This is a genomic window from Pseudomonas sp. NFX224, assembly GCF_048565165.1.
Classification (GTDB): Bacteria; Pseudomonadota; Gammaproteobacteria; order Pseudomonadales; family Pseudomonadaceae; genus Aquipseudomonas.
This window is the reverse complement of the sequence record NZ_CP183416.1, coordinates 2,530,574-2,554,845: the sequence shown is the minus strand read 5'-3', so window position 1 is coordinate 2,554,845 and position 24,272 is coordinate 2,530,574. Positions and strand designations below refer to the sequence as shown.

Annotated in this window: 27 protein-coding genes; 9 read left to right on the top strand and 18 right to left on the bottom strand. The window is 61.8% G+C overall.

Annotated elements, in window-relative coordinates:
• The first annotated feature begins 1 nt into the window (after window position 1).
• The 8 genes from gspF to gspM are packed head-to-tail and all read left to right on the top strand — an operon-like array spanning window position 2 to window position 5,427.
• Window positions 2-1,210: a type II secretion system inner membrane protein GspF gene (gene gspF / locus ACNYC6_RS11435; RefSeq protein ID WP_419712390.1), complete on the top strand. Its 1,209-nt coding sequence runs from the start codon at window positions 2-4 to the stop codon at window positions 1,208-1,210.
• A gap of 3 nt (window positions 1,211-1,213) precedes the next feature.
• Window positions 1,214-1,663: a type II secretion system major pseudopilin GspG gene (gspG, locus tag ACNYC6_RS11430; RefSeq protein ID WP_419712389.1), complete on the top strand. Its 450-nt coding sequence runs from the start codon at window positions 1,214-1,216 to the stop codon at window positions 1,661-1,663.
• A gap of 3 nt (window positions 1,664-1,666) precedes the next feature.
• The gene (gene gspH / locus ACNYC6_RS11425) at window positions 1,667-2,134 is read left to right on the top strand and encodes a type II secretion system minor pseudopilin GspH (protein WP_419712388.1); all 468 of its coding nucleotides are present in this window, start codon (window positions 1,667-1,669) and stop codon (window positions 2,132-2,134) included.
• Window positions 2,127-2,510, top strand: a complete 384-nt coding sequence (gene gspI, locus ACNYC6_RS11420) for a type II secretion system minor pseudopilin GspI (protein WP_419712387.1) — start codon at window positions 2,127-2,129, stop codon at window positions 2,508-2,510. The genes gspH and gspI overlap by 8 nt, the downstream gene beginning before the upstream one ends.
• Entirely contained in the window at window positions 2,503-3,045 is a 543-nt protein-coding gene (gene gspJ / locus ACNYC6_RS11415; protein ID WP_419712386.1) for a type II secretion system minor pseudopilin GspJ, read from the top strand. The genes gspI and gspJ overlap by 8 nt, the downstream gene beginning before the upstream one ends.
• On the top strand, window positions 3,042-3,872 hold the full coding sequence (locus ACNYC6_RS11410; protein ID WP_419712385.1) for a general secretion pathway protein GspK: 831 nt from the start codon (window positions 3,042-3,044) through the stop codon (window positions 3,870-3,872). The genes gspJ and ACNYC6_RS11410 overlap by 4 nt, the downstream gene beginning before the upstream one ends.
• A complete protein-coding gene (gspL, locus tag ACNYC6_RS11405; protein WP_419712384.1) occupies window positions 3,869-4,975 on the top strand; it encodes a type II secretion system protein GspL in 1,107 nt (368 codons plus the stop codon). Before ACNYC6_RS11410 ends, gspL begins: the two co-directional genes overlap by 4 nt.
• Before the next feature lie 20 nt (window positions 4,976-4,995).
• Window positions 4,996-5,427: a type II secretion system protein GspM gene (gene gspM, locus ACNYC6_RS11400; protein ID WP_419712383.1), complete on the top strand. Its 432-nt coding sequence runs from the start codon at window positions 4,996-4,998 to the stop codon at window positions 5,425-5,427.
• Here the strand turns inward: gspM and ACNYC6_RS11395 are convergent.
• Window positions 5,420-6,667: an MFS transporter gene (locus tag ACNYC6_RS11395; RefSeq protein WP_419712948.1), complete on the bottom strand. Its 1,248-nt coding sequence runs from the start codon at window positions 6,665-6,667 to the stop codon at window positions 5,420-5,422. The genes gspM and ACNYC6_RS11395 overlap by 8 nt on opposite strands.
• A gap of 152 nt (window positions 6,668-6,819) precedes the next feature.
• On the opposite strand from ACNYC6_RS11395, the gene ACNYC6_RS11390 reads away from it, so the two are divergent.
• Window positions 6,820-7,722, top strand: a complete 903-nt coding sequence (locus ACNYC6_RS11390) for a LysR substrate-binding domain-containing protein (protein ID WP_419712382.1) — start codon at window positions 6,820-6,822, stop codon at window positions 7,720-7,722.
• A 113-nt stretch (window positions 7,723-7,835) separates the two neighbouring features.
• Here ACNYC6_RS11390 and ACNYC6_RS11385 read toward each other — a convergent pair whose 3' ends face one another.
• The 17 genes from ACNYC6_RS11385 to ACNYC6_RS11305 are packed head-to-tail and all read right to left on the bottom strand — an operon-like array spanning window position 7,836 to window position 24,266.
• On the bottom strand, window positions 7,836-9,062 hold the full coding sequence (locus ACNYC6_RS11385) for a beta-ketoacyl-ACP synthase (protein ID WP_419712381.1): 1,227 nt from the start codon (window positions 9,060-9,062) through the stop codon (window positions 7,836-7,838).
• A complete protein-coding gene (gene fabG / locus ACNYC6_RS11380) occupies window positions 9,062-9,790 on the bottom strand; it encodes a 3-oxoacyl-ACP reductase FabG (RefSeq protein WP_419712380.1) in 729 nt (242 codons plus the stop codon). Before fabG ends, ACNYC6_RS11385 begins: the two co-directional genes overlap by 1 nt.
• Window positions 9,787-10,260, bottom strand: a complete 474-nt coding sequence (locus ACNYC6_RS11375; RefSeq protein ID WP_419712379.1) for a hotdog family protein — start codon at window positions 10,258-10,260, stop codon at window positions 9,787-9,789. The genes fabG and ACNYC6_RS11375 overlap by 4 nt, the downstream gene beginning before the upstream one ends.
• Window positions 10,257-11,453, bottom strand: coding sequence for a beta-ketoacyl-[acyl-carrier-protein] synthase family protein (locus ACNYC6_RS11370; RefSeq protein ID WP_419712378.1), 1,197 nt, complete (start codon window positions 11,451-11,453; stop codon window positions 10,257-10,259). The genes ACNYC6_RS11375 and ACNYC6_RS11370 overlap by 4 nt, the downstream gene beginning before the upstream one ends.
• Window positions 11,450-12,049 (bottom strand): hypothetical protein, encoded by a 600-nt coding sequence (locus ACNYC6_RS11365; RefSeq protein WP_419712377.1) that lies wholly within the window; start codon window positions 12,047-12,049, stop codon window positions 11,450-11,452. The genes ACNYC6_RS11370 and ACNYC6_RS11365 overlap by 4 nt, the downstream gene beginning before the upstream one ends.
• Complete coding sequence (locus tag ACNYC6_RS11360; protein ID WP_419712376.1) at window positions 12,049-12,774, bottom strand: class I SAM-dependent methyltransferase; 726 nt, start codon at window positions 12,772-12,774, stop codon at window positions 12,049-12,051. The genes ACNYC6_RS11365 and ACNYC6_RS11360 overlap by 1 nt, the downstream gene beginning before the upstream one ends.
• Window positions 12,771-14,018 (bottom strand): NAD(P)/FAD-dependent oxidoreductase, encoded by a 1,248-nt coding sequence (locus ACNYC6_RS11355; protein ID WP_419712375.1) that lies wholly within the window; start codon window positions 14,016-14,018, stop codon window positions 12,771-12,773. The genes ACNYC6_RS11360 and ACNYC6_RS11355 overlap by 4 nt, the downstream gene beginning before the upstream one ends.
• Window positions 14,005-15,162, bottom strand: a complete 1,158-nt coding sequence (locus tag ACNYC6_RS11350) for a sodium:proton antiporter (protein ID WP_419712374.1) — start codon at window positions 15,160-15,162, stop codon at window positions 14,005-14,007. The genes ACNYC6_RS11355 and ACNYC6_RS11350 overlap by 14 nt, the downstream gene beginning before the upstream one ends.
• Window positions 15,162-17,495, bottom strand: coding sequence for an MMPL family transporter (locus ACNYC6_RS11345; protein WP_419712373.1), 2,334 nt, complete (start codon window positions 17,493-17,495; stop codon window positions 15,162-15,164). Before ACNYC6_RS11345 ends, ACNYC6_RS11350 begins: the two co-directional genes overlap by 1 nt.
• The gene (locus ACNYC6_RS11340) at window positions 17,485-18,189 is read right to left on the bottom strand and encodes an outer membrane lipoprotein carrier protein LolA (RefSeq protein WP_419712372.1); all 705 of its coding nucleotides are present in this window, start codon (window positions 18,187-18,189) and stop codon (window positions 17,485-17,487) included. The genes ACNYC6_RS11345 and ACNYC6_RS11340 overlap by 11 nt, the downstream gene beginning before the upstream one ends.
• The gene (locus ACNYC6_RS11335) at window positions 18,186-18,611 is read right to left on the bottom strand and encodes an acyl-CoA thioesterase (protein ID WP_419712371.1); all 426 of its coding nucleotides are present in this window, start codon (window positions 18,609-18,611) and stop codon (window positions 18,186-18,188) included. The genes ACNYC6_RS11340 and ACNYC6_RS11335 overlap by 4 nt, the downstream gene beginning before the upstream one ends.
• Complete coding sequence (locus tag ACNYC6_RS11330) at window positions 18,604-20,148, bottom strand: HAL/PAL/TAL family ammonia-lyase (protein ID WP_419712370.1); 1,545 nt, start codon at window positions 20,146-20,148, stop codon at window positions 18,604-18,606. The genes ACNYC6_RS11335 and ACNYC6_RS11330 overlap by 8 nt, the downstream gene beginning before the upstream one ends.
• Complete coding sequence (locus ACNYC6_RS11325) at window positions 20,129-21,070, bottom strand: glycosyl transferase (protein WP_419712369.1); 942 nt, start codon at window positions 21,068-21,070, stop codon at window positions 20,129-20,131. Before ACNYC6_RS11325 ends, ACNYC6_RS11330 begins: the two co-directional genes overlap by 20 nt.
• Window positions 21,067-21,801, bottom strand: coding sequence for a glycosyltransferase family 2 protein (locus ACNYC6_RS11320; protein WP_419712368.1), 735 nt, complete (start codon window positions 21,799-21,801; stop codon window positions 21,067-21,069). The genes ACNYC6_RS11325 and ACNYC6_RS11320 overlap by 4 nt, the downstream gene beginning before the upstream one ends.
• A complete protein-coding gene (locus ACNYC6_RS11315; protein WP_419712367.1) occupies window positions 21,794-23,473 on the bottom strand; it encodes an AMP-binding protein in 1,680 nt (559 codons plus the stop codon). The genes ACNYC6_RS11320 and ACNYC6_RS11315 overlap by 8 nt, the downstream gene beginning before the upstream one ends.
• Window positions 23,470-24,015 carry a hypothetical protein gene (locus ACNYC6_RS11310; protein ID WP_419712366.1) on the bottom strand — a complete coding sequence of 182 codons (546 nt, stop codon included), beginning with the start codon at window positions 24,013-24,015 and terminating at the stop codon, window positions 23,470-23,472. The genes ACNYC6_RS11315 and ACNYC6_RS11310 overlap by 4 nt, the downstream gene beginning before the upstream one ends.
• On the bottom strand, window positions 24,012-24,266 hold the full coding sequence (locus ACNYC6_RS11305; protein ID WP_007992314.1) for an acyl carrier protein: 255 nt from the start codon (window positions 24,264-24,266) through the stop codon (window positions 24,012-24,014). The genes ACNYC6_RS11310 and ACNYC6_RS11305 overlap by 4 nt, the downstream gene beginning before the upstream one ends.
• Window positions 24,267-24,272 lie beyond the last annotated feature (6 nt).

Below are 24,272 nucleotides of genomic sequence, written 5' to 3'. Positions count from 1 at the left end.
CATGCCGACATTCGACTATCGCGCTGACAATGCTCAAGGTCGCCGGTGCAAGGGACAGCTGGAGGCCGACAGCGACCGTCATGCGCGGCAACTGCTGCGTGAGCGCGGCTTTTGGCCGCGTAGCGTGAGTGCGGTCCAGTTCGCGGAGGGTATGAGAGCACCACGGGGGGCGGGACGGCTGAGCGCCGCCGATCTGGCGTTGCTGACGTTGCAACTGTCGACGCTGGTACAGGCCGGTTTGCCATTGGAAGAGGCGCTTGATGCCGTGGCAAAACAAAGTGCCAAACGGCGGGTCGCGGGCCTGTTGTCGGCGGTCAGAGGCCGGGTGATGGAAGGGCATGCGCTGGCCACGGCATTGGCGCAGTTTCCCAAGGCGTTCCCGGAATTGTTCCGCGCCACCGTGGCGGCCGGGGAACGTTCCGGGCATCTGGGCCATGTGCTGGAGCAACTGGCCGCCTACACCCAGGCCCGCCAGGCGTCGCGGCAAAAGATCCAGATGGCCTTGGTGTATCCGCTGATCCTGATGCTGACCAGCGTGGTGATCGTCGGTTTTCTGCTCGGTTACGTGGTGCCGGACGTGGTGAAGATTTTCGTCGACAGCGGCCAGCCGTTGCCGTGGTTGACCCGGGCATTGATCCGCGCCAGTGACGGGCTGCGCAACCATAGTCTGTTGCTGCTCGGCACGTTGGCGATGGTGGTTGCTCTTTGGCGCTGGAGTCTGCGGCAGCCGGTCTGGCGGCTGCGTTGGCATCGTCTGGTGCTCGATGTCCCGGTCTTCGGTGAAGTGCTGCGGGCGATGGAAGCCGCTCGTTTCGCCAGCACCCTGGCGATTCTCGGTAAAAGTGCGGTGCCTTTGGTCGACGCACTGGAAATCGCCGCCGCCGTGATTGGCAACCTGACCATTCGCGCGCGCATGGCCGATGTCGCCCGCTCGGTCCGTGAAGGGGGAACCCTGACCCGTGGCCTGGAACTCGGCGGCGACATCCCGCCGATGATGTTGCACATGATCGCCAGCGGCGAACGCGCCGGTGAACTGGACCGCATGCTGGCCCGCGCCGCCGAGCAACAGGAAAGCACCCTGGCTGCGCGTATCGCCCTGGTGGTGAGCCTGTTCGAGCCCGCCATGCTGGTGCTGATGGGCGGTGTGGTGCTGCTGATCGTCCTGGCCATCCTGCTTCCGATTCTCAGCCTCAACCAATTGGTGAATTGACCGATGAACGCTCCACGAAACAGAACTTTCCAGCGCGGTTTTACCCTGATCGAAATCATGGTGGTGGTGGTCATCATCGGCATTTTGGGAGCCATCGTGGTGCCGCAGTTCATGAGCCGCCCCGACCAGGCCAAAGTCACGGCCGCCAAAGTCGACATCCAGGCCATCTCTACTGCGCTGGAGATGTATCGCCTCGACAACTTCCATTACCCCTCGACGCAACAGGGATTGGAAGCCTTGAGCAAACGTCCGTCCGGGCTGCCGGCGGCGCGGAACTGGAACCCCAACGGTTACCTGAAAAGCCTGCCCGTGGACCCATGGAACACACCCTATCAATACCTCAACCCCGGCGTGAAATCGGTCGATGGCAGCTATGACTTGTATTCCCTCGGCTCCGATGGCGTGGTGGGCGGCGAAGGGCATGCGGCCGACATCGGCAATTGGGGCGGTTGATTCATGCGGTGTCGTTGTCGGGGGTTTACCTTGCTGGAACTGATGATCGTGATCGTGTTGATCGGCGTGCTGGTGGGCATGGTGAGTTTTGCCACCGGCATGAACCCGGCGCAACAGGCCCGACAAGAAGCGGCTACTCTCGCCGGGGTGATTCGGCAGCTGCGTGAACGGGCGGTGCTTGAAGGTCAAGAGTATGGCGTGCGACTGAGTGTCGACGGCTACCGGGCGATGCGCCTGGGTGTGCGTGACTGGGAGTCGCTCACGACCCTTTATCGATGGCCCGATCACCTGCGGCTGCGTCTGAAACACGATGGGTATTTGGTGACACTCGGTGCTGACGCAGGCCCTCCTCAGTTGCTGATGCTCAGCAGTGATGAAACCAGCACGTTCACGCTGACGTTCGAGACCCGGGACAGGATCTGGTCGAGTCTGTCCGCCGATGGCATCGGCGAGGTGGTGATCGATGGCTAGGCTGCGATTCACGCCGCGCATGGCCGGCTTCACCCTGCTGGAAATCATGGTGGCGCTGGCGATTTTCGCAACCCTGGCGACCGCTGTGTTGTCCGCGGGCCAATACGTGCTGAAGCAGTCTGTTGCCGTCGAGGAGCGACTATTCGCGGCGTGGGTGGCCGACAACCAATTGAACGAGTTGCGCCTGCAAACTGCTCCAGCGGATGGGCAATCGCAATACGCTGTGCACATGGCAAGTCGTGACTGGCTGCTGCGTGAGCGTATCAGTGCCACCACCGAACCGCGTTTGCACAAAGTCGAGATGCAGGTCAGCCTGACCAATCGCGACCAGCCCCTGTACCACGCCAACGGCTGGATACTCAGCTCCGATGAATAGGCAAACCGGTTTCACCTTGCTGGAGCTGGTGATCGCCATTGCGATATTCGCCTTGTTGGGATTGGCCAGTTGGACGCTGTTCGAAGGCGTGGTGCGCGTGGAACAGGGCAGCATGGCCCACGAACGTGAATTCAGAAGCCTGCAACGCGCCATCGCGGTGATCGAACGTGACCTACTGCACATCACGGAGCAGCCTCTGGTGTTGGAACCGGGGCAACTGCAATGGCAACGCAGCAATTGGCGCAACCCGCTGGACCTGCCGCGCAGTGAACGTCAAACACTGATCTATCGTCTCGATAGTGGTGTGCTGTGGCGAGACAGCCAGGCAGAAGGCTCGCCAGTCGTGCAGCGCCAAAAACTGCTCGACGATGTTCGGGACTTGCGCTGGCGGCTGTTCGACGGTCGCACCGGTTGGCGTAGCGATTCGCCGACCGGGCAGAACACGAAGGCTCCGTTGGCAGTGGAAATGCAACTGTCGGCGGGGCGTTACCAGGCCATTCGTCGGGTGATTTTGCTGCCAGGGGCACTGCTGTGAGAACGCGTCAACGCGGTGTGGCACTGGTCAGTGTGCTGCTGGTCATGAGCCTGGCGCTGTTGATCATCGGCGGGGTGCTGCGCAGTCATCGGCTGTTGCTGCAAAGCAGTGGGCAACAGCTACAGCAACTGCATTTGCGTCAACTGGGCATGGTCGGGGAAACCTGGGCTTTGTCATTGCTCAAGGCGCAGCAGAAAGACAGCGACCGGATACCTGGTCCGGCCCCGGGTTTCGACGTGGAAGACGCGCAAATCCACATCAACATCGAGGACCTGGCCGGGCGCTTCAATCTCAACTCCCTGTTGATTGGAGGGCAGACTGATCAAGTCACGCTCAAGCGCTGGGCGCGCTTGCAGGCGCTGCTTGAACTGCCCGAGTTACAACTGGAGCAAGTGGGCGCTTTGCGAGAGCTGAGTCAGTTGCGGCTGCTGCCCGGTGTCGACGGTGAACGCCTGCGTCGACTGGAACCCTGGGTCGCGTTGTTGCCCGCAAACGCCGCATTGAACATCAACACGGCCCCGGCGCTGATTTTGCGCACACTCGACAGCATCGAGGCAGCCGAGGCGGATGCCCTGCTGCGCCAGCGTTCAACGGCGCCATGGCCGAGCGTTCAGGCCTTCACCCAAGACCCTTTGTTATCCGGCAAGGGCTTGAGCAGCCACGGCTTGGGCATCGACAGCCGTTGGTACCGGATCACGGTCCAGGTGACTCAGGGGCAGAGCCGCCTGCGCCTGGCCACTGATGTCGAACGTGACCCCGAGACGCGCCGACTGGACATCCTGCAACGGCGTGTTCTGCCGCCGAACAGCAACGAGATAGCGCAATGAAAAACTGGCTCTACCTGACGGCCGAAGGCCTGGACGCCGTGACGTTTGATTGGCCCTGCTGCATGTGGTCACCGACCGGCCATCGACAGTGCATGCCATTGCAGCAAGCGGCGCAAGCGCTGAACGGGCAAGTGGTGGATCTGCTGTTGCCCATGGAACTATGCAGCTGGTTGCGCAGCGAACCGTGGCCTTCCCGGCGTCGACCCGATACCCAAACCATTGCGTTCGCGGTTGAGGATCAATTGAGCGAAGCACTGGAGAATCTGCACCTTTGCGTCGGCGCTCGCGATACGCAGGGTCGCTATCCGGTGATGGTGATTGACCGAAAGCGTTTTGCGAGCGTGCTTGAATTGTTGGCCGGGGCGGGCATTGAAGTACGCTCGGTTTACGTCGATGCCGATGTGTTGCCGTCCGATCAGCCGTTGGCTGTCTGGTGGTTTGGTCGATGGTTGCTGGGGGGCGAGCTATCGGCGCGCCTGACGCTGACTGAAGACGGGATGGCCTTGCTCAGACCGGGCTTGCCGCAGGACATCCAGTGGCGTGACGAGCGTCAGGACACTGCTGAGTTCGACCCGTGGCTCAGCGGTACTTACGAGCACGCAATCGATCTGTTGCAAGGTGATTTCGCACCGCGCCGAAAACGCCTGCCGTGGCGCCTCGGTGGCATGGCGATGTTGATGGTGTTGCTGCTGGTCTGGGGGGCGAGTGAAACGCGCATCCGTTTTCTCGACCATGAAAGTCGTCAGCTCTACAGCCGCAGCGAGCAACAGTTCAAGACGCTCTACCCGGAGCAGACCCGCATCGTCGACCTGGCAGCGCAATTCCGGTCGCTGCAAAGCCAGGGTGCGCAGCCGCAGGGTGGTTGTATCGCCGGGTTGGTCAATCTGGTCGAGCACGTCATCGGCGCCAGCAACGTCGAGGTCCAGCGCATCGAATTTCGTGAAGGCGACGGCTGGAAAATCCAGTTGACCGCCAACAGCTTTGCCGAGCTGGAACTGCTGCGTGAGCGTGGGCGACAACAAGGCATTGCGGTGCGGCTCGACAGCTCGAACAAGGACCGCGACCGAGTGCAGGCGACTCTGACCGTGGAGCAAGACTCATGAAGTCGATGGGGTTGAAATCGATGGCCGCGAAGTTTCAACGCCTGTCCCGACGGGAGCAGCGACTGTTGCTGGTAATGGGTGTTTTCATTCTGAGCGTGATGGCATTCACGTTGATCTGGCAGCCGACGCAACAACGACTTGCAACAGCCGAGCGTCACTATCAGCAGCAACTGGCACTGGCCGCGCAACTGCAACAGGCGCGTCCGCGCAGCCATATTCCCCAGCCGCTCGACCAGCCACTGTCATTGCGTATCAGCGAAAGCGTCGAGACGGCGGGGCTAGAATTGCATCAGATGGACAGCGACAACGACGTGGTGCGCCTGACCCTCAGCGGCGACGCCATGGCGTTGCTGCCATGGCTCGACCGTATCGAACGAGAGGGCATTGACCTGCAATCACTGACCCTGGAAAAACGTGACGCGGTGCTTGAGGCGCGGGTGGTGCTCAGATAGTCGTGCCGCTTCCCGGCAGCGGTGGCAACTTCGCCAGTTTTAACGCCACCAGCAGCGCAATCACCAGCAATGTACCAATGAACAGGCCGATGCCATTCCAGCCGCCCAGGTGCCAGAACACGCCGCCCGCCGTACCGGCAATGCTCCCCCCGGCGTAGTAGCTGAACAGGTACAAGGACGATGCCTGGCCCTTGGCTTTGGTGGCGCGACGACCGATCCAGCTGCTGGCCACCGAGTGGGCGCCGAAGAAGCCGAACGTGAAGATCAGCATGCCGATGATCACCAGCGGCAACGGCGTGAGCATCGTCAGGGCGAGGCCGCTGATCATCAGTGCGATGGTGCTCCAAAGCACTTTGCGCCGGCCGAGTCTGTCGGCCAGCGAGCCGATTTTCGCCGAGCTGTAGATGCCCGACAAGTACACCACCGAGAGCAGTCCGACGAAGGCCTGTTCCATGTGATAGGGCGCGGCCAGCAAGCGATAGCCGATGTAGTTGAACAGCGTGACGAACGCACCCATCAACACAAACGCTTCGAGGAACAGCAGCGGCAGACCGGCGTCGCGAAAGTGCATGGTGAAACCGTCGACCAGGCTGCGCGGGTGCAGCGAGCGGGGGCGAAAGTTGCGTGATTCGGGGAGGATTTTCCAGAACACCGTTGCCGCAATCAGCGCCAGGCCGCCGATCACCAGCATCGCCGTGTGCCAGCTGACGAAGTCGATCAACACGCCGGTGATCAAGCGACCGCTCATCCCGCCGATGGCGTTGCCGCCGATGTACAAACCCATGGCGAGGCCGATGTGCTGCGGGTGAATTTCTTCGCTCAGATAGGTCATCGCAACCGCTGCCAGACCGCTCAACGACAACCCGATCAGCGCGCGCATCGCCAGTACGCCATGCCAGCTCGGCATCATCGCGCTGGCCATGGTGCACAGTGCGGCGGCGAACAGTGCCGCCACCATCACCTTTTTGCGCCCGATGCGATCGGAGATAGGACCGGTGATCAACAGGCCGATGGCAAGCATGCCCGTCGCAATGGAAAGGATCAGGCTGCTTTGCGCCGCGTTGATGGAATACTCGTGGGACAGCAGCGGCATCATCGGCTGTACGCAGTAGAGCAGGGCGAATGTCGCGAAGCCGCCGCAGAATAACGCCAGCACCGTACGCATGAACGCAGGCGTGCCTTTTTCGATGTAGATCTCCGCCAGCTCAGCGACGACATCGCCTTGTGCGGCGGGTGGAATTTCATGGGCGAGTGGGGCGACAGCAGTTTTCACGATGGACCTCGGAGGAGCGCAACCGGTCAGGCAATGAAAAAAGCATATAGCTGGCTAATGATTCAATCCAATATATTGTTCGACCTGTTTGATAGCTTTTACGACCTAATGGGGTTTTCATGGAATTGCGCCATCTGCGCTACTTTATCGCCGTCGCCGAAGAACTGCATTTTGGCCGCGCTGCACAGGTGCTGGGCATCTCTCAGCCACCCCTGAGCCAGCAGATTCAGGCGCTGGAGCAGGAAGTCGGCGCACGTTTGTTCGAGCGTACCAATCGTCGGGTCGAGCTGAGCGAGGCCGGTCGGCTGTTCCTCGAAGAGGCGCGACTGGTGTTGGCGCAGGTCGATAAAGCGGCGGATGTGGCGCGGCGGGCGCAGTTGGGTGAACTGGGCGAACTGAAAATCGGCTTCACTTCGTCGGCACCGTTCAACTCGACGATTCCCCAGGCGATTTTTTCGTTTCGCCAGCGCTTCCCGGCGGTGCATCTGAACCTGCGGGAACTGAGCAGTACCCAGGTGGCCGATGCGCTGGTGGATGAGTCGATCGAGGTCGGGATCATGCGCCCGCTCGGGCTACCCGATTCGCTCAGTGTGGTCGAGCTGATGCGCGAGCCACTGGTCGCGGTGCTCAGTTCCAAGCATCCGTTGGTGAAGGACAGTGAAGAAGGATTGTTTCTGTCGGCCCTGGCCCTGGAACCTTTCGTGTTTTTCCCGCGCAGTTACGGCAGTGGACTTTATGCGCAACTGCTCAGCCTGGCCCGGGATGCCGGCTTCAGTCCGCATTTCGCCCAGGAGGCTGGGGAGGCGATGACCATCATTGGTCTGGTGGCGGCGGGACTCGGCGTTTCGGTGCTGCCGGCGTCGTATCAACGGATGCGCATTGATGGCGTGGTCTATCGGCCATTGCTTGATCCGGCAGCGGTGTCGGCGGTGTGGCTGGTGCAGCGCAAGGATCAGAAATCGGCGATGGCGAAGGCGTTTGTGGAATTGTTGACGAGGAAGGTTGAGCCGCTGAAGCCGTGACGGCTGTGCCGCGTCAATCGCGAGCAGGCTCGCTCCCACAGGGTTTTGCGGTGTGAGCATGATATTTTGCCGCACCGCTGATCCACTGTGGGAGCTCGCTCGCAAAAGCGGCGTTACACCCAACGCTTGAAAATCAACGAAGTATTCACCCCGCCAAACGCAAAGTTATTGTTCATCACAAATTGATTGCTCATCTGCCGAAATTCGCCGCGCAAGTAGTCGAGCTTGCCGCAGTGCGGGTCGACTTCGTCGAGGTTCAGGGTGTGCACGTAGAGGTCGCGATTGAGCATTTCGATACTGAACCAGGATTCCAGTGCACCGCAGGCGCCGAGGGTGTGACCGAGGAAGCTTTTCTGCGAGCTGATCGGCATGTGTTCGCCAAACAGGCTGCTGGTGGCCTGGGTTTCGGCGATGTCGCCCTGTTCGGTGGCAGTGCCGTGACCGTTGACGTAGCCGATGTCCGAGGGGTGTAGCCCGGCGTCTTCCAGCGCCAGCTCCATGGCCCGGCGCATGGTGACTTGCTCGGGACGGGTGGTGTGCTGGCCGTCGGCGTTGCTGCCGAAACCGACAATCTCGGCGTGGATGCGTGCGCCACGCGCCAGAGCGTGTTCCAGCTCTTCGAGCACCAGCATGCCGCCGCCTTCACCGATCACCAGCCCGTCGCGTCCCTTGTCGTACGGACGCGGGCTTTTTTGCGGAGTGTCGTTTTTCAGGCTGGTCGCGTAGAGCGCATCGAAGACCATGGCTTCGGTCGGGCACAGCTCTTCGGCGCCACCGGCGAGCATCAGCGGCAGGCGGCCGAACTTGATCGCTTCGTAGGCATAACCGATGCCCTGGCTGCCGCTGGTGCAGGCGCTGGAGGTGGGAATCAGGCGTCCGGTGAGGCCGAAGAAGATGCTGATGTTCGCCGCCGTGGTGTGCGGCATCATGCGTACGTAGGAGTTGGCGTTCAGGCCCTCGGCCACCGAGTTGAGCAGCATGTTGCCGAACGCCTTGATCTCGTCGGTACTGCCGGTGGATGAACCACAGGCAACGCCCATGCGTCCGTCCTTGATCGATTCGTCACCGAGCAATCCGGCGTCGGTCAGTGCCTGTTCCGCCGCGCCGACCGCCAGCCGTGAAACCCGGCCCATGCTGCGCAGTTGCTTGCGGGTCCAGTGGCTCGGCACCTTGAAACCGTCGATCGGACCGGCCAGGCGGGTGTTGAGTTCGGTGAAACGATCCCACTCGTCCATGCGGCGGATGCCGCTGCGGTTGGCCGCGAAGTTGCCGGCGATGGTGTCCCAGTCGCTGCCCAGTGAGGTGATGCCGGCCATGCCGGTGACGACGACGCGCTTCATCAGCACAGGCCTCCATTGACCGCCAGAACCTGCCGGGTGATGTACGAAGCTTCTGCCGACATCAGGAAGTTCACCGCGCCGGCCACCTCTTCAGGGGTGCCCATGCGTTGTGCAGGGATCATTTTCATCAGTTCTTCCACCGGCACGTTTTCGTCGAGCATGGCTGTGTCGATCAGGCCGGGGGCGACACAGTTAACGGTGATTTTGCGCTTGCCCAACTCGATCGCCAATGCCTTCGCCGCACCGATCAAACCGGCCTTGGAGGCGCTGTAGTTGACCTGACCACGGTTGCCGATCAAGCCGGACACCGAGGTGATGCAGACAATCCGCCCGGCGGCGCGACGACGGATCATCGGCATCATCACCGGGTGCAGCACGTTGTAGAAACCGTCGAGGTTGGTGCGCATCACCACATCCCAATCATCCTCGCTCAGCGCCGGAAAAGCACCGTCACGCGTCAGCCCGGCGTTGAGCACTACGCCGTAGTAGGCGCCGTGGGTTTCGACGTCGGCCTCAAGAATCGCTTTGCAACCAGCGCGATCGGACACGTCGAATTGCAGGATGCGCACGTTGCGTCCCAAGGCTGCGATTTCGGCTTGTACTGCCGTGGCCTCGGTCAGGCCGCTGCGGCAATGCAGCACGATGTCATGCCCGGCCTGGGCCAGACGCAGGGCGATGGCGCGGCCGATGCCACGGCTGGAACCGGTGACCAGTACGGATTCAGTCATGGCTGTGCTCCTTGTGAAGAGCTGAGGGGCTCATGAAGATAGTGGGCCGCCTGAGGCGGGCGATACACGTTCAGACGGGCGGTGGCGTGGATGCCCGGCGCGTTGATGTGGCATTCGAACACGCCCATGCCGTTGTCGTCTTCCAGCGAGCGGAGGCCGTGGATAGTCAGCTCAGTGCCGGCCGGAAAACTTTCGACGTTGCATTCGAATTTGCGGCTGCCGAGCAGGAAGCCAAGTTCCACCGCATCGCCGCGCTGGCGCGCATGGCAACCGGCGAAGGCTGCGACGCTCTGGGCCATCAGCTCAATGCCAACCCAGGCCGGCAGGCTGCCATCGGGGCGACTGAACAGACCGTCGGGTTTGACGGTGAGGCGGGTATGAATCTGCTCTTCATCGAACGCCAGGATCTGATCGATAAAGATCATGTCGCCAGCGTGGGGCAGCAGTTCGGCGAGCGGCCAGTCAATCATGGGGCGTCTCCGATAATCAGGCTGACGTTGTTGCCACCGAAGGCAAAGGAATTGCTCATCAGGTAGCGAGGTCTTGTGGACGCCAGGCGATCGGCTGGGGTCACCCATTCCAAGGCCGGCAGTTCGGGGTCCGCCTGACCGTCCCAGACATGCGGCGGTAGCGCGTGCTCGCGATTGCCTGTGCTCAGGCTCAACCAGCAGAACGCTGCTTCCAGCGCGCCAGCCGCGCCAAGGGTGTGGCCGGTCATGGGTTTGGTCGACGAGCAGGGCACACCGGCCGGAAACAGCGCGGCCACGGCCTGACTTTCCATGGCATCGTTGTGCTGGGTGGCGGTGCCATGCAGGTTGAGGTAGGCGATCTGCTCAGGCTGCAGATTGGCCTGGCTCAGCGCCTTGCGCATCGCCTGTTGAGCGCCTCGACCCGTGGGCTCTGGCGCAGAAATGTGGTGCGCATCGGAGCTGGCGCCGCTGCCGAGCAGGGCAATCGGTTGGTTGTCGCCCGCCTGCTTGCTCATCAGGAACAGCACCGCGGCTTCACCGATGTTGATGCCGTTGCGATTCACCGAGAACGGATTGCAGCGCTGCCCGGACACGGCCTCCAGCGCCGAGAAACCATTGAGCGTCAGCTTGCACAGGGTGTCGACACCACCGCACAACACTACGTCGCACATACCCAGATCGAGCAGGCGCTGGGCGCTCATCAACGCACGGGCGCTGGAGGTGCAGGCAGTGGAAATCACATAAGCCGGACCGCTCAATTGCAGCCAGTCGGCCAGGAAGTCTGCCGGTGCACCAAGTTCCTGTTGCTGATAGTCGTATTCATCCGGGAACTGCTGCTCACGGATGTAATGGGCCAGGCCCTTGCTGGCTTCGTCGATGCCCGAGGTGCTGGTGCCGAGTACGACGCCGATGCGATCGCGGCCGTAGGTCTGAATCGCTTGATCGATGTCCTGGCGAATTTGCAGGGCGGCTTCGAGCAACAGTTGGTTGTTGCGGCTGCGTTGCCGGATCAGCTTTGCGGGAATCGGCGCCACTTCGCCATCGACCGAGCCCACCGGCAACGACCGCTCCGGCACCCAACCGGCTTCGCTGCGCATGCCGGAGCAATCGCCAGCAAACAGGTTGCGCGCGACTTCCTGTTTGTCGCGACCCAGGGAGCAGATCACCCCAAGTGCGTTCAGGTAGGCCGTCATGGGGTGTCACCGCTCAGGGGCGTGATTTGATAGTTCGGACCTTTGGGCAGGTTCAATTCGAAGCTCAATGGTTGTGAGTAATGAACGTCCCAGCGCGCTGGCAGCGAACGTTGCGCCCCGTGTTGCCAGGCGGTGGGGTAGTTGCCTGGCAGTTCATCTTGTGGGGTCAGCGCAAACAGCAACGCGGCGAACAATTCCCGGGCTTCCGGATTCGGCGGCAGCAGGCCATCAGCCTTCCATTGGTTATCCACCAGTTTCTGGCGTGCCTGCGGAATACCCAGCAAGTCCATCATCGACCAGCGAATGCCGGGGCCTTCACGCTGAATGACCAGCACCCAGTCCTGTCGTTGTTCGGCTTGCAGGCGCTGGATGTGCAGCTGCAGTGGCAGCGAAAGGCTTGGTGTTTGTTCAGGCAACGGTGCCTGGCTGGCGCAGGCGCTCAGTAGCAGGGCCACGACGAGTAGCAGAATGCGGGTGATCCATGTGGGAGCCAGCCTGCTGGCGATGGCGGCGTCACAGTCGGCATACCGGTTGACTGAACCACCGCTATCGCGAGCAAGCTCGCCCCCACAGGTTATGTGTTCGGCAATTAGCATCACACAACACCTTCCAACGGTTTGCGCGCCACCACATTGACCAGGGTTTCCTCCCGCTGGCCAAAGGGTTTCGGCTGGCGAAGGCCCAAGCGCTCAAACAGGCCGAAGTCCTTGGCGCGGCTCCACCACAAGTACGGATAAGACACGTTTTGCGCACTGAATTCGAAACCCTGGTGGCGAATCATCTGCAGATACTGCGCGGCACTTTTCTGTACGTGCATCGGGTGGCGGAACAGCCAGCGAATCACCCAGGTATCAATGTAAGCCTCGGTGGATTCGGCGAACAGCAGATAACCGCCGGGCTTGAGCACGCGATAGAACTCGGCGAGTGCCTGTTCCTGCTCGACCAGATGATGGAACGTCTGGTGGCAGAAGAGCAGGTCGACGCTGGCGTCGGGTACGGCGAGCGTCGCGCAATCGCTGCCGATCAACTCCACGGCAATACCTTGATTGACCGCTTCTTCGCCACTCTGGTTCAGACTGTGCGGGTCGGCGTCCACGCCGATCAGACGCTCGGGCGTGAAGGCTTGTTGCAGGTAGCGGAATGACTTGCCCTGGCCACAACCGGCGTCCAGCAACACCGGATGACTCGGCAACGCTTCGCTGAACAGGCTGCGCAAATCGTTGATCGCCACGCGCAGCACGTGATGCTGCCAGGTGTGGCTGCGCAGGAACCAGAGGCCGAAACGGGTCTCTTCAACGTAAGTGTTGCTCAAATAGTTCATGTGGCATCCCTTGCACAAAGTTCCGACAGCATCCGCAGTCGGCGTTTGGGTTCGGCGACGAACGGGTTGCGCTCATCCCAGGCATAACCGGCGAGGATCGAGCTGATCATGCGGCGGATGTCTGCGGTACTTTCCGGGTAAAAAATCACGTCCTGGAAGGTCCCGGCGTACCAGCCTTCGACGTAGCAGCGGAAGGTGTCGACGCCACGCTTGAGCGGTTCGGCGAACTCGCGTTGCCAGTCGACCGTTTCACCTTGCAACTGGCGATGTAGAACTCCCGCAGCCATGCTCGCCGAACGCATGGCGATGGTCACGCCGGAGGAAAACACCGGGTCGAGAAATTCCGCTGCATTGCCCAGCAAGGCAAAACCCGGTCCGTGCAGGGTCTTGACGTTGGCCGAGTAACCGCCAATGGTGCGCGCCGGCGTATCCCAAACGGCATTTTTCAGTACGCCTGCAAGGCTGGGCGTTTCAGCGATGAAGCCGCGCAGGCAATCGTCCAGGTTCTCGGTGCGTCCTTCGAAATGCTCCGCTGCCGCGACCACGCCGACCGAGCAGCGGCCATTGCTGAAGGGGATGGTCCAGAACCAGACATCGCGCTGGGTTGGATGGGTGGTGACGAGGATTTTCGTACGGTCGAAATTCGGGTGGTCGATATGGTCTTCGACATGGGTGAACACGGCCTGGCGCATCGGGAAATTCGACGGCGCCTCCAGGTCGAGCAAGCGCGGCAAGACGCGGCCATAACCACTGGCGTCGAGCATGAAGTCAGCTTCGATGCGGTACTCGCTACCGTCTTCACGCCGAACGCCGAGCAGCGGTCTGGCTTGATCGATATCGACACTGACGATGGTTTCGCCGTAGCGGATTTCCACGCCTTGCAGCGCGGCCTGATCGGCCAGCAGTTTGTCGAAGTCGGCGCGCTGAACCTGAAAGGTCGTCGGCTTGCCCTGAGTGAACGTGTCGCCGAAATCGAAGGTGCTGTAGCGCTCGCCCCAGGCAAATGCGGCCCCGGTTTTCACTTGGAAACCGGCGGCGTTGACGGCGTCGAGCATGCCCGCTTCTTCGACGAAATCCAGGCAGTGCGACAGCAAGCTTTCACCAATGGAAAACCGTGGGAAATGCTGACGCTCGATCACCAGCACGTCGTGCCCTTTGCGCTTGAGCAGTGCGGCAGCGATGGCGCCAGAAGGACCGGCCCCGATGACCACGATCGTGCGGCGTTGCATTTCAACGGTTGGCATGGGGGCTCCTTGCCGGGGTGGCAGCGTTCAGGGGAATCCGGTGCATACCGGCGAGTGCCGGCAGCAGTGTCGCGATCAGGCCCATCAGCATCAAGGCAAAGTACAGCGCCGGGCTGATCAGCTGTTGTTGCAGCAGCAGGTTGAGAAAGACGATCTCGCTCAAGCCGCGAATGTTCAGCAGCACGCTTTCACGCCAACGGCTGGCGCCCAGGAACGAGGCGCCAGCCCAGCCGAGGCCGACCCAGTTGCCCAGCAATTTGCTGGCAATCGGCAACAGCAGCAGCGCCGCCAGTTGCAACCAGCCGAGGCTGTCCATCGCGCTGTGCACATTGATCTGCACGATGCCGAAGGTGAGGATCAGCGGAATGGCAATGTACGTTTGCAAGCGGCTCATCCAGATCGCCGGCAGCGGCAACACCAGCGGTGCTTTCAATGCGGCCATGATCAGCACATAGCCGATACCGAAAATCAGTGCATTGAGCTTGTAGTGTTCAGCGACCACCAGCAGTGCGAAAAAGCCCAGGCTATACAGCCACAGTTGGCGCAGGCCGAGCAGCCGCAGCAGAACCGGCAGGCATGCGCCAGCCAAGGGCAGCAACAGACTGCTCAGGTGCAGGCTGCCTTGGGCGAGGGCGAACAGGGTCCAGCAGGCGAGGTCGATCAGGATTGCGGTCTGCACCAGTCGCCGTGTGGCGGCGGGCGGGTAGTCGATGTGCCGCAGGTACAGGTACAACACCGGGATCGCGGTAATGGCGAACAACAGGCCGACCGCCAGCGAACTGATCCACGGTTGCGGCGGCAATAGCCAGACTGCCGTGATCAAGCCGCAGGCAAACGGAATGCAGAAACTCGGCAGGGCGATTTTCAGACTCTGGCGATCCAGTTGCAGGTCGATCACGTCACTGAGGATATAGCCCAGCAGCAACGCAAAACTCAGGCTGTAGAGGTTTTTCAGCCAGTCCGGCGACACCAGCGCCGCACCGCTCAGTTGCCATTGCGGTTCGATCCAGAAGTACATCAGCAGCGGCAAACCGATGGTCGCCAGCAACAATTGGCTGACGATCGGAATCAGGCCGAAGTGGCGGCCCAAGCGGGTCGCCACCGCGAACAGCGCCAGGGCCATTGCCCAAAACAGCGCAATCATCACGCTGCTGACTCTGTGACGGGGACTGCATGCATTTGTCGCCTGGCCCAAGGGGCGAGCAGGAAGCTGAAGATCAGGCCCAGGCTCACTGACAGACCAAAGTTACTCACCGCTGGCGTGCTCGATACGGCCAGCAAGCCGAACGACAGCCAAGTGGTCAGCGCCGCCAGCAAGGTGCCCAACAGGCTCACGGCGGCGCCGCCAACCTGCTCGCGCATGAGGATCGCGTAGTCGACGCTGATTGCCGTCACCAGCAACAGGCCGAACAGGCTGAACAGGGTCAACGGCTGCCCCAGCCAGCCAAGACTGGCCACACTGCACAAAGCGGCCAGCAGCGGCAGGGAGACGATGCGCAATGCACCGCCAAGGCCGAACGGCAGGATTAGCACCAGCACGATCAGTACGCAGGACGCGAGTTTCAGTTCGGCGGCGCTGATCTGGGTGGCGGCGAACACGCTGTTCAGCTCGCCCAGACGATCCACCAGCACCACACCCGGTAAATCCTCAGCCTGGACTTGCAGCAAGGTCGGGTTGTTGATGCCTTGCAGGCTGACCATCGCCGCTACGCCGTCATTCGTCTGCCCCAGCCACAGCAAGCGATAAGGTTCCGCCAGCGGTCCGGCCAGTGCAGCGTCGATGTCTTCAACGGGCAGTGCCTGAAGTCTGGCCAACTCCGCTTGCAGGGCTTCGACCGGCACGCCGACCTCCAGCAGCGGCTGCCAAAACCGTGGCAGCTTGCCCAAGGCTTCACGGACTTGTTGCTGATCGCTTGGCTGGCTGACCAATTGGTTGAGCGACAGATAACCCTGAAGTTTTTCCAGGTTGACCAACTGATCCAGACGCTCGCTCAAGGCGCTCGATCGTTCGAGCAATTGCTGTTGGTTGGCACCTTGCACCAGGAAGAACTGGCTAGTGGGTTGATAACCGGTAATCCGCGCGATGGTCTGCGCTTCGTCGGTCAATTGCTGCGGTGCACTGACCCATTGGCGGATGTCGTTTTTCGTTTCGAGTTGCAAAAGTCCACCGACGCAAAAGGCAATCAGCAGTGCCAGCAACACCGGTGTGCTCAGGTGTCGGAGCAGTGCTTCGCGGCGACCCAGCAAAAACTCGGAAACCCGCAGCGGCCATTGCGCCGGACGTAGATCGGCACCCTTGAGCAACGCCGGCAGCAGGCACACGGCGGACAAGTAAGCACCGAGCAAGCCGGCAGCGGAGAACACCGCAATCTGGGTGAGTGCCGGGAACGGTGTCCAGGCCAGGGCCAGGTAGCCGATGGCGCTGGTGATCAGGCTCAGGGTCAGGCCCGGCAAGGTCAGGCGCAGCGCCGGCCAGGCGTGCCAGGGTTTGAGGCTCCAGCTCTTGGACAGGTAATGCAGCGGGTAATCGACCGCGACGCCGATCAGGCTCGAGCCCAACACCAGCGTCATTACGTGCATATGACCGAACAGCGCCACGCAGGCCACCGCGCCGAACAGCATGCCCACCAGCACCGGAACAAACGCCAGCAACACGCGCCAACGACGGAAGGCCAGCAACAGCAACAACAGGATGCCGACAGTGGCGCCGCCGCCGACCCAGGTCATTTCGCGGGACGCTTGTCGCTGACCGTTGGCTGCGTAGAGCAAGCCGCTGGCAGCCAGCAGTTGCACGTCAGCCTTGGCCGCTTCTTCGCGACTGAGCTGAAGCAGGTCGGCCACTTGCAGTGGCAGGTTCATGTCGAAGGCGTTGCCGGTGGTACGTGCGCGCAGCAGCACCCAGCTCTTGCCGTCGGCATCGGCAATCAACGCGCCGCTGCCGATGTCCAGTTGCACCGCGCCGTGCTGCGGCTGGCTGTTCTGGATACGTCCGGTCAGGCCCAGCCAGTCGTCCTGGCTTGGCACCAGACTGAAGCCGGTAAAGGGATCGAACAACGCTTGTACCCGTTGTTGAATAAAGGCGTCGGGATGCTCGATCAATTGCTGCCGGTCATCGGCGGACAGCATGGCCAATCGACCTTGCAGCAGTTGCGTGCGCAGTGCGGGCAAGTCGGCTTGCAGGTTCCACTGGACCTTCTCGAACAGGCCGCTGGCTTGCCATTGATCGCCGAGCTTTTGCGCCATGGCGATGGCTTGTTCACGATGCTTATGGCCGACCAGCACCAGCATTTCGCGGTTCAACGGTTCCTGCATGCGCTGTTCGGCGCGCAGTTCCAACGCGTCCGGCGCGGTGCCGGGGACCAGCTCCATCAGGTTGGCCGACAGCGGAGCACCGTCGCGCCATTGCCACCCGGCGAGCGCCAGCACTGCCAGCAGCAGGGTCAGGAACAGCCACGGCAGCCTGCGTTCACTGGGCAAAATCGTGTTGCTCCGCGTCGCTCAGCGGTTGGGCGCTGGTGCTGTCCTGCATGCGCAACAAGGTGCTGTCGCCCTGGGTTTCCAGCAGTTCGATGCTGTGCACCAGTTCGCCACCGGTAATGTTGATCTGGTTGAACACCTGCTTGAGCAACATCGAGTGCGGCAGCAACGTCAGTTTCCAGTTCTGTGCATCGCCGCTCAGCGACAGTTCGAAATCCCGTTGCAGGCCGCTGCTGTCGCCTTGCAGCACCGCAAGGAACAAGCGGTTCTGCTCGGCGCCGGCGCTCTTGCCCGGGAGCATCTGCCAACCGGTGGCATCCCGCCGGGCGATGCCTTTGTCGGTAATACGGTAATCCTGTTGCAACGGTGTTTTCAGCAGCCACAGCAGACCGTGGTTTTTTGCGAGGACGAACGTGCCTTTGCTGGTCAGCGGCTGGGACAGGGCGCGCAGGTGTTTTTCCTGGACGAAGTTGCCGTGGATGACATCGGGCTTGGCCAGTTGATCGCTGAGTTGTTGCAGGTCGAAGGCCTGGGCGAGCCCCGGAGCCGCCAATAGCACGTAGAACACTGTAGGAGCGAGCTTGCTCGCGAAAAGCCTGAGTGCGCTGCGGAGAGTCAGGTGCCCAGCGTCATCGTTAACGACCATCGCGAGCAGGCTCGCTCCCACAGGGGAACGGGGGCGGCAGAAAATCATGGCAGGGCCCTCTCGACCGCATCGGTAAAGACCTTCGGCGAAGCCAGTTGCATCTCGCGATTGCTCATGTCGACCGCGACCTGCACGGAAACCGCGCGGGTCAGGCGTTCTCCGGTTTGCAGGTCGCTGATCAGGTAGTTGATCTTCAACCGGTTCTCCCACTCCACCAGATTGGCGCGCACGTTCAGTTTCTGGCCGAACACCGCGCCGCGCACGTAGCGCAGTTGCAGGTCGATCACTGGCCAGGCGTAGCCCGACTCGGACATTGCGGTGTAATTGTGGCCGATCTTGTCCAGCAACGCGCAGCGGCCGATCTCCAGGTATTTGACGTAATGGCCGTGCCAGACGACGTGCATGCTGTCGACGTCAAAGAACGGCACGAGGATTTCCGTATCGGTGTGCAGCACTCCCTTGCTACGCATGCAGCCTCCAGTGTTGTTTGGCGATTCGTTGCAGGCACAGGCGCAATTCGCCTTCCAGCGCACGGTCTTCGATGACAGGCGGGAAGTCCTTGCCCAGCGCTTCATGCATGGCCGCGAGCGCTGGTGGCAGCGGTCGCGCATCTTCGGCCTGACCGCGCAGCCAGACGCCCTGGTTGGCGGCGAGCAGCGTGGCGGCGGCGACTTGTTCTGTCAGCTCCAGCACGCGAATCGCATCGCGGGCGGCGATGGTGCCCATGCTGACTTTGTCCTGGTTGTGGCACTCGGTAGAACGCGAGAAAACACTGGCCGGCAGGGTGTTTTTCAGCGCTTCGGCAGTCCAGGCACTGGTGCCGATCTGCACCGCTTTGAAACCGTGATTGAGCATCGCCCGGTCGGCCGTGGCGCCGGACAGGTTGCTTGGCAAGCCATGGTTGTAACGCTCGTCCACCAGCAACGCGAGCTGCCGATCCAGCAGGTCGGCGACATTGGCCACGAGGTTTTTCAGGCTGTCCATGGCGAACGCGATGTGGCCGCCGTAGAAGTGTCCGCCGTGCAAAACACGCTCGGCTTCGGCGTCGATGATTGGGTTGTCGTTGGCGCTGTTGAGCTCGATCTCGATGAACGAACGCAGCCAGTTCAGGCTGTCGGCCAACACGCCAAGCACATGTGGCGCGCACCGCAGGGAGTAGCGGTCCTGCAGGCGATGCAGCGGTGCGGTTGGCGCATCGATCGCCAGATCCTTGCGCAGCCACGCGGCGACTTGCATCTGCCCCGGGTGCGGTTTGGTGGCGAACAGGCGCTCGTCGAAATGCTCGGGATTACCTTGCAGGGCGACCACGTTCAACGCGGTGATGCGGGTGGCCAGTTGCAACAGATAATCGGCACGAGCAAAGGCCAGGCAGGCGAGGCCGGTCATGACGGCGGTGCCGTTCATCAGCGCCAGGGCTTCTTTCGGACGCAGCACCAGCGGCTGCCAGCTGAGTTCACGATGCACGTCGGCGGCCTGTCGGCGTTCGCCGCGAAACATCACTTCGCGTTCGCCGGACAGCGTGGCGGCGACGTAGGACAGCGGCGTCAGATCACCGCTGGCACCCACGGAGCCCTCTTCCGGAATCAGCGGCAAGATGTCGTGCTCGAGGAACGCTTGCAGGCGCTCCAGCAGTTCAACGCGCACTCCGGAAACGCCGTGGCACAGCGACTGCAAACGCGCCGCCAGCACCGAACGGGTGGCTTGGGCATCAAGCAGTTTGCCCAGACCGCAACCGTGGAACGTGTAGAGATGCTGCGGCAGCGCTTCGACGTGATGCAGCGGCACTGCCACCACACAAGAATCGCCATAGCCGGTGGTCACGCCGTAGATCACGCCTTCCTTGTCCAGCAGGGAATCGAGGAACCGTGCGCCTTTGGCAATGCGCTCGCGGTACTCAGGGTCGCTCTGCAACTGCGTCGGCGCCTGACGGTTGGCCAGGGCCAGCACGTCTTCGATGCGCAAAGGGAGTTCGCCGAAGGTTACCGGCTCAAGCGTTGGCGTCGTCATCGGTCTTCCAGAAAGGGTAAAAGTTGAACCATTGTTGGGGCGCATCGAGGCAATAGTGACTCAGGCGCTCGGCGTAGCGGGAGGCCCACTGATGAATGACCTGCTCGCGGTCGCTGCGCTTCCACGTTATCGAGTCCGCGAACGGTTCGATGGTCAGGCGATAATCACCGTCGGGTTTTTTCAGGCACATCAGCAGGTTGATCGGGCATTTCAGCAGGCCGGCCAGCAACCACGGCCCTTGTGGAAATTTTGCCGGGTGCCCCAGAAAATCCACGGTCACGCTGCGCCCGCCATGCAGCGGCACGCGATCACCGGCAATCGCCAGCCACTCGCCGCGCTCCAGGCGTTCGTGCAGTTGCAGCATGATCACCGGGTCCAGTTCGCTGACCTGGATCAGACGCAGATTGGTTGCACCGGCCTCGCCCAATAAACGGTTGAACTGTTCGGCGTGCTTGGTGTGCACCAGCACGTTCATGGTGACCTTTTCGCCGATCTCGGCCAGCGCACGGCAGACTTCGAGATTGCCCAGGTGCGCGCCCACCAGCATCTGCCCGCGTGTACCGCGCAACTGGTTGCGCAGCAGCGCCGGGTCGATGATTTCGATCTGCTCGATGCTCAGCTTGCCGTTCCACACGTCGAGCTTGTCGAGCATGGAATCAGCGAAGGCCATGAACTGGCCGAACACTCGCCAATGGGTCGGGCGCAATTCGCTGCGGCCGCTCCAGTCGGCGAGCCGCTGCTGGTATTGCCAGGCGCTGAGTCGGGCGCTGCGGCCGAACAGGAAAAAGTACAGGACGATGCCGTACAGCAACGGGCTCAACAGCCGGCGACCGAGCACCTTGGCGGCGAGCGCGGTGAATTTCATCAGCCAGAAACTGCCGCGTTCCTCACGGTCGGCCCAGTGTTGTTTTTCTGCGTTCATGCGCGCCACCGTCGCCAGAGGATCATCGGCGAGCGCAACAACATGCCGAAGAACAAGCGGGTGTGCATGCTCGAAATCAGCACGTTGTCGTGGAACATGCGGAAATGCGAAACACCGTCCAGGGGGTAATGGACCTTGGTTTGCAGCCATTGCATCGGTTGCCCGCGCCAGGCCAGGCGCACCAGAATGTCCGAGTCGAAATCCATGCGTTTGCCGATCTTCGCGGTGTCGATCAGCGCCAGAACCGGCGGCAACGGGTAGACACGGAAGCCGCACATGGAATCGCGAATCTGCAACGACAGGGTGTTGATCCAGACCATGACGTGGGTCAGGTAGCGGGCGTACAGTCGGCCCTTGGGCACGCTGGCGTCGTACTGCGGATAGCCGCAGATCACCGCGTAAGGGTGGGCGCGCGAGTGCTCGATGAACCGCTGCACGTCTTGCAGGTCATGCTGGCCGTCGGCGTCCACCTGCAAGGCGTGGCTGAAACCCAGGCGCGACGCTTCGCGCAGACCGGTCATCACGGCGCCGCCCTTGCCTTCATTCTCAGCGAGGCGAATCAGGTAAACCATTTCGCGTTGGGCCAGTCGATCGAGCACTCTGGCGCACGCCGGGCTGCTGGCGTCGTCCACCAGAATGCACGGCAGGTTGCAGGCGATCAGTGCATCGACCACGGTGGTGATCGCGGTTTCATGGTTGTAAACGGGGATGATTGCGCAGGGGCTATGCATGCGCAGCCTCCAGCAAGATTCGTCCGCTGGAGCAGGTGGCGGTTTCGTTGCGATAGGCGAAGTACAGTTTGCTGCGAACCGGGTCGAAACGCAGGTGCAGCTGGACTTCATCACCTGGACGCACCAGTTGCTGGAATTTCAGCACTTCCATGCCGGCAAATTTTTCCGGCAGGTTCATCAATTGCTGGCCGAGGTTCAGCGCCCATTCCACCTGCACCACACCCGGCAATATCGGGGCGGTGGGGAAGTGGCCGCTGAAATAGGCAAGATCCGGCGGCACGGCCAGTTGCAGGCTCCACTCGCCTTCGGTTTCGGTCTGTTCCAGGACCTCCGGCGCCTTGGGGCGTGGCGCCAGCAGCAGGGCTTCGACATTGGCCTGAGGCAACTTGCCTTGGGCGTTCAGCGGCATTTGCCGCAGCAAACGCCAGCGTCTTGGCAGGGCTAGCGTTTCGCAGTGCTGGCTCAGGTGTTGGCGCAATTGTTCGGTGAGCGTGCGTCGACCCTGATTGCGCAGGGCATGCAGGCCTGCGTCGCTCAGGACCAGCAACGCTCCCAGTGACGCGCGGTTTTCCTGGACGACGCCAAGCCGCGCTTCGGCAACCCAGTCGTGCGCTGTCAGCGCCTGCTCCAGCATCGGCAGCGAGATGCGTTTTTCTTCCAGTTTGACGATCCGGTCCAGCCGTCCAAGCAGCTCGAAACGGCCGTCGTCGGCGATCCGTGCAGCATCGGCGGTATGTTCGAGATGACCGGGGGGCAAATACGGCGAGGCGATGAGCAGCGCGCCGTCTTGGTCCTGACTCAGTTCAACGTCCGCAAATGGCTGCCAGAGTGGCTCGCCTTGGCGCCAGGCAATGCCGCCGGTTTCCGAGCTGCCGAAGATTTCGGTCGGCCATTGATGCAAACGTTGGTGCAGGCTCTGCGCGGCTTCGGCCGGCAATGCACCGCCGGAAGAAAATACCCGGCGCACCGCGCTCAATGCTGGCCAGTCGAGATTGTCGCCCATGCGCTTGAGCAGCGCCGGGCTGGCGACCCAGGCGAAGGCTGGATGTTCACGGCTGGCGCGTTGCAGGTCTTCGGGAAACGCCAGTTGCTTGCGCACAAACGGGCGACCGGCGCACAGCGGCCACAGCACCCGAAACAGCAGGCCGTAGATGTGTTGGGTGGCGACGCTGCCGATGATGCACGCCGGGCCGATATCGGCACCCCACAGCTGTTCCAGGGCTTCAACTTCATTGGCCAGTTGCCGCAGGGTTTTTTCGATGCGCTTGGGCTCGCCGCTGGAGCCGGACGTGCACAGGCTCAGCCGACATTGATCCAGATTCAGTGCCGCGGCACTCAGCGGTGAGTGCCGATAGTCGCTCAGATGCGCATCTTCAGGTTGATCGGTCAGCCATACATCCACTTCGCTCGACCAGCGTTGACGGGTTTGTGGTTGCAGGTCGGCCGGCAGCAACACGCTGACCCCCGCACGCCATGCACCGAACAGGGCAATCGCCAGGTCAGCGGCATCTTCAAGGTGCACGGCCATGCGCCGCACGCCCTGGGCTTGCAGGCCGGCAGCCAGGCTCAGGGCCTGTTCGCACAAATGTGCGTGATCGAGCGGCGGCTCGGCCGTTACGGCACGCTTCGGCTCGGCCTTGAGCAGCAACTGCTCAAGTTTTATCCAATTCATGGGTGGCCTCGTACCCGTTGTCGTATCAGCCATTCAATGGCAAACATCAGGCCTATCAATCCGTAGGAAATCAGGCCGGTGTACAACATCCACCAGCTCAGCGGCGCCCACAGTGTCAGGGCGGCGGCGCACAAACCGTTGCAGAGAAAAAACATGCTCCAGGCGATGGTCACCTGGCGGGTATAGCGAATGCCCTTGGCCGGCAAATCCGGCTCGCGCAAGCGGGCCAGGCGTTCGACCATCGGCGGGCCATACTTCAGGCTCAACCCGAACAATGCCAGCATGAAACCGCTGATCAATACCGGGTACCAACGCAGCAACGCCGGGCTGTCGAACAGCGCCAGCAGCAGGCAAAACACAATCGCTGCCGAAGCCATCCACAGGCTACCGGGCTTGTGTCGGCCGCTCACTGCGCGGGCCAGCCACAGGCTGCCCAGCAGCAGGCCGAACTGCCACGGTGCGAAGTGCTCCATGCCGAAATACACCGCAAAGGGGTACAGCAGGCCCGCCAGCAGCAGGCCGAGGCCGATCAGTCGGCTCATGCGGCGGGTTGAACCAGGCGGTAGACCGCCTCGACCACGTCGCTGACGGTACGCACCGATTTGAATTCCTCGGCGGCGATTTTCTTGCCGGTCTGGCGTTTGATGTGGTCGATCAGATCGACCGCGTCGATGCTATCGATTTCCAGATCCTGGTACAGGTTGGATTCGAGGCTCACGCGCTCGGGGTCCAGTTCGAACAGCTCGACCAAGGCATCGCGCAGTGTGTTGAAAATGTCGTCACGAGTTTGCATGGTCCG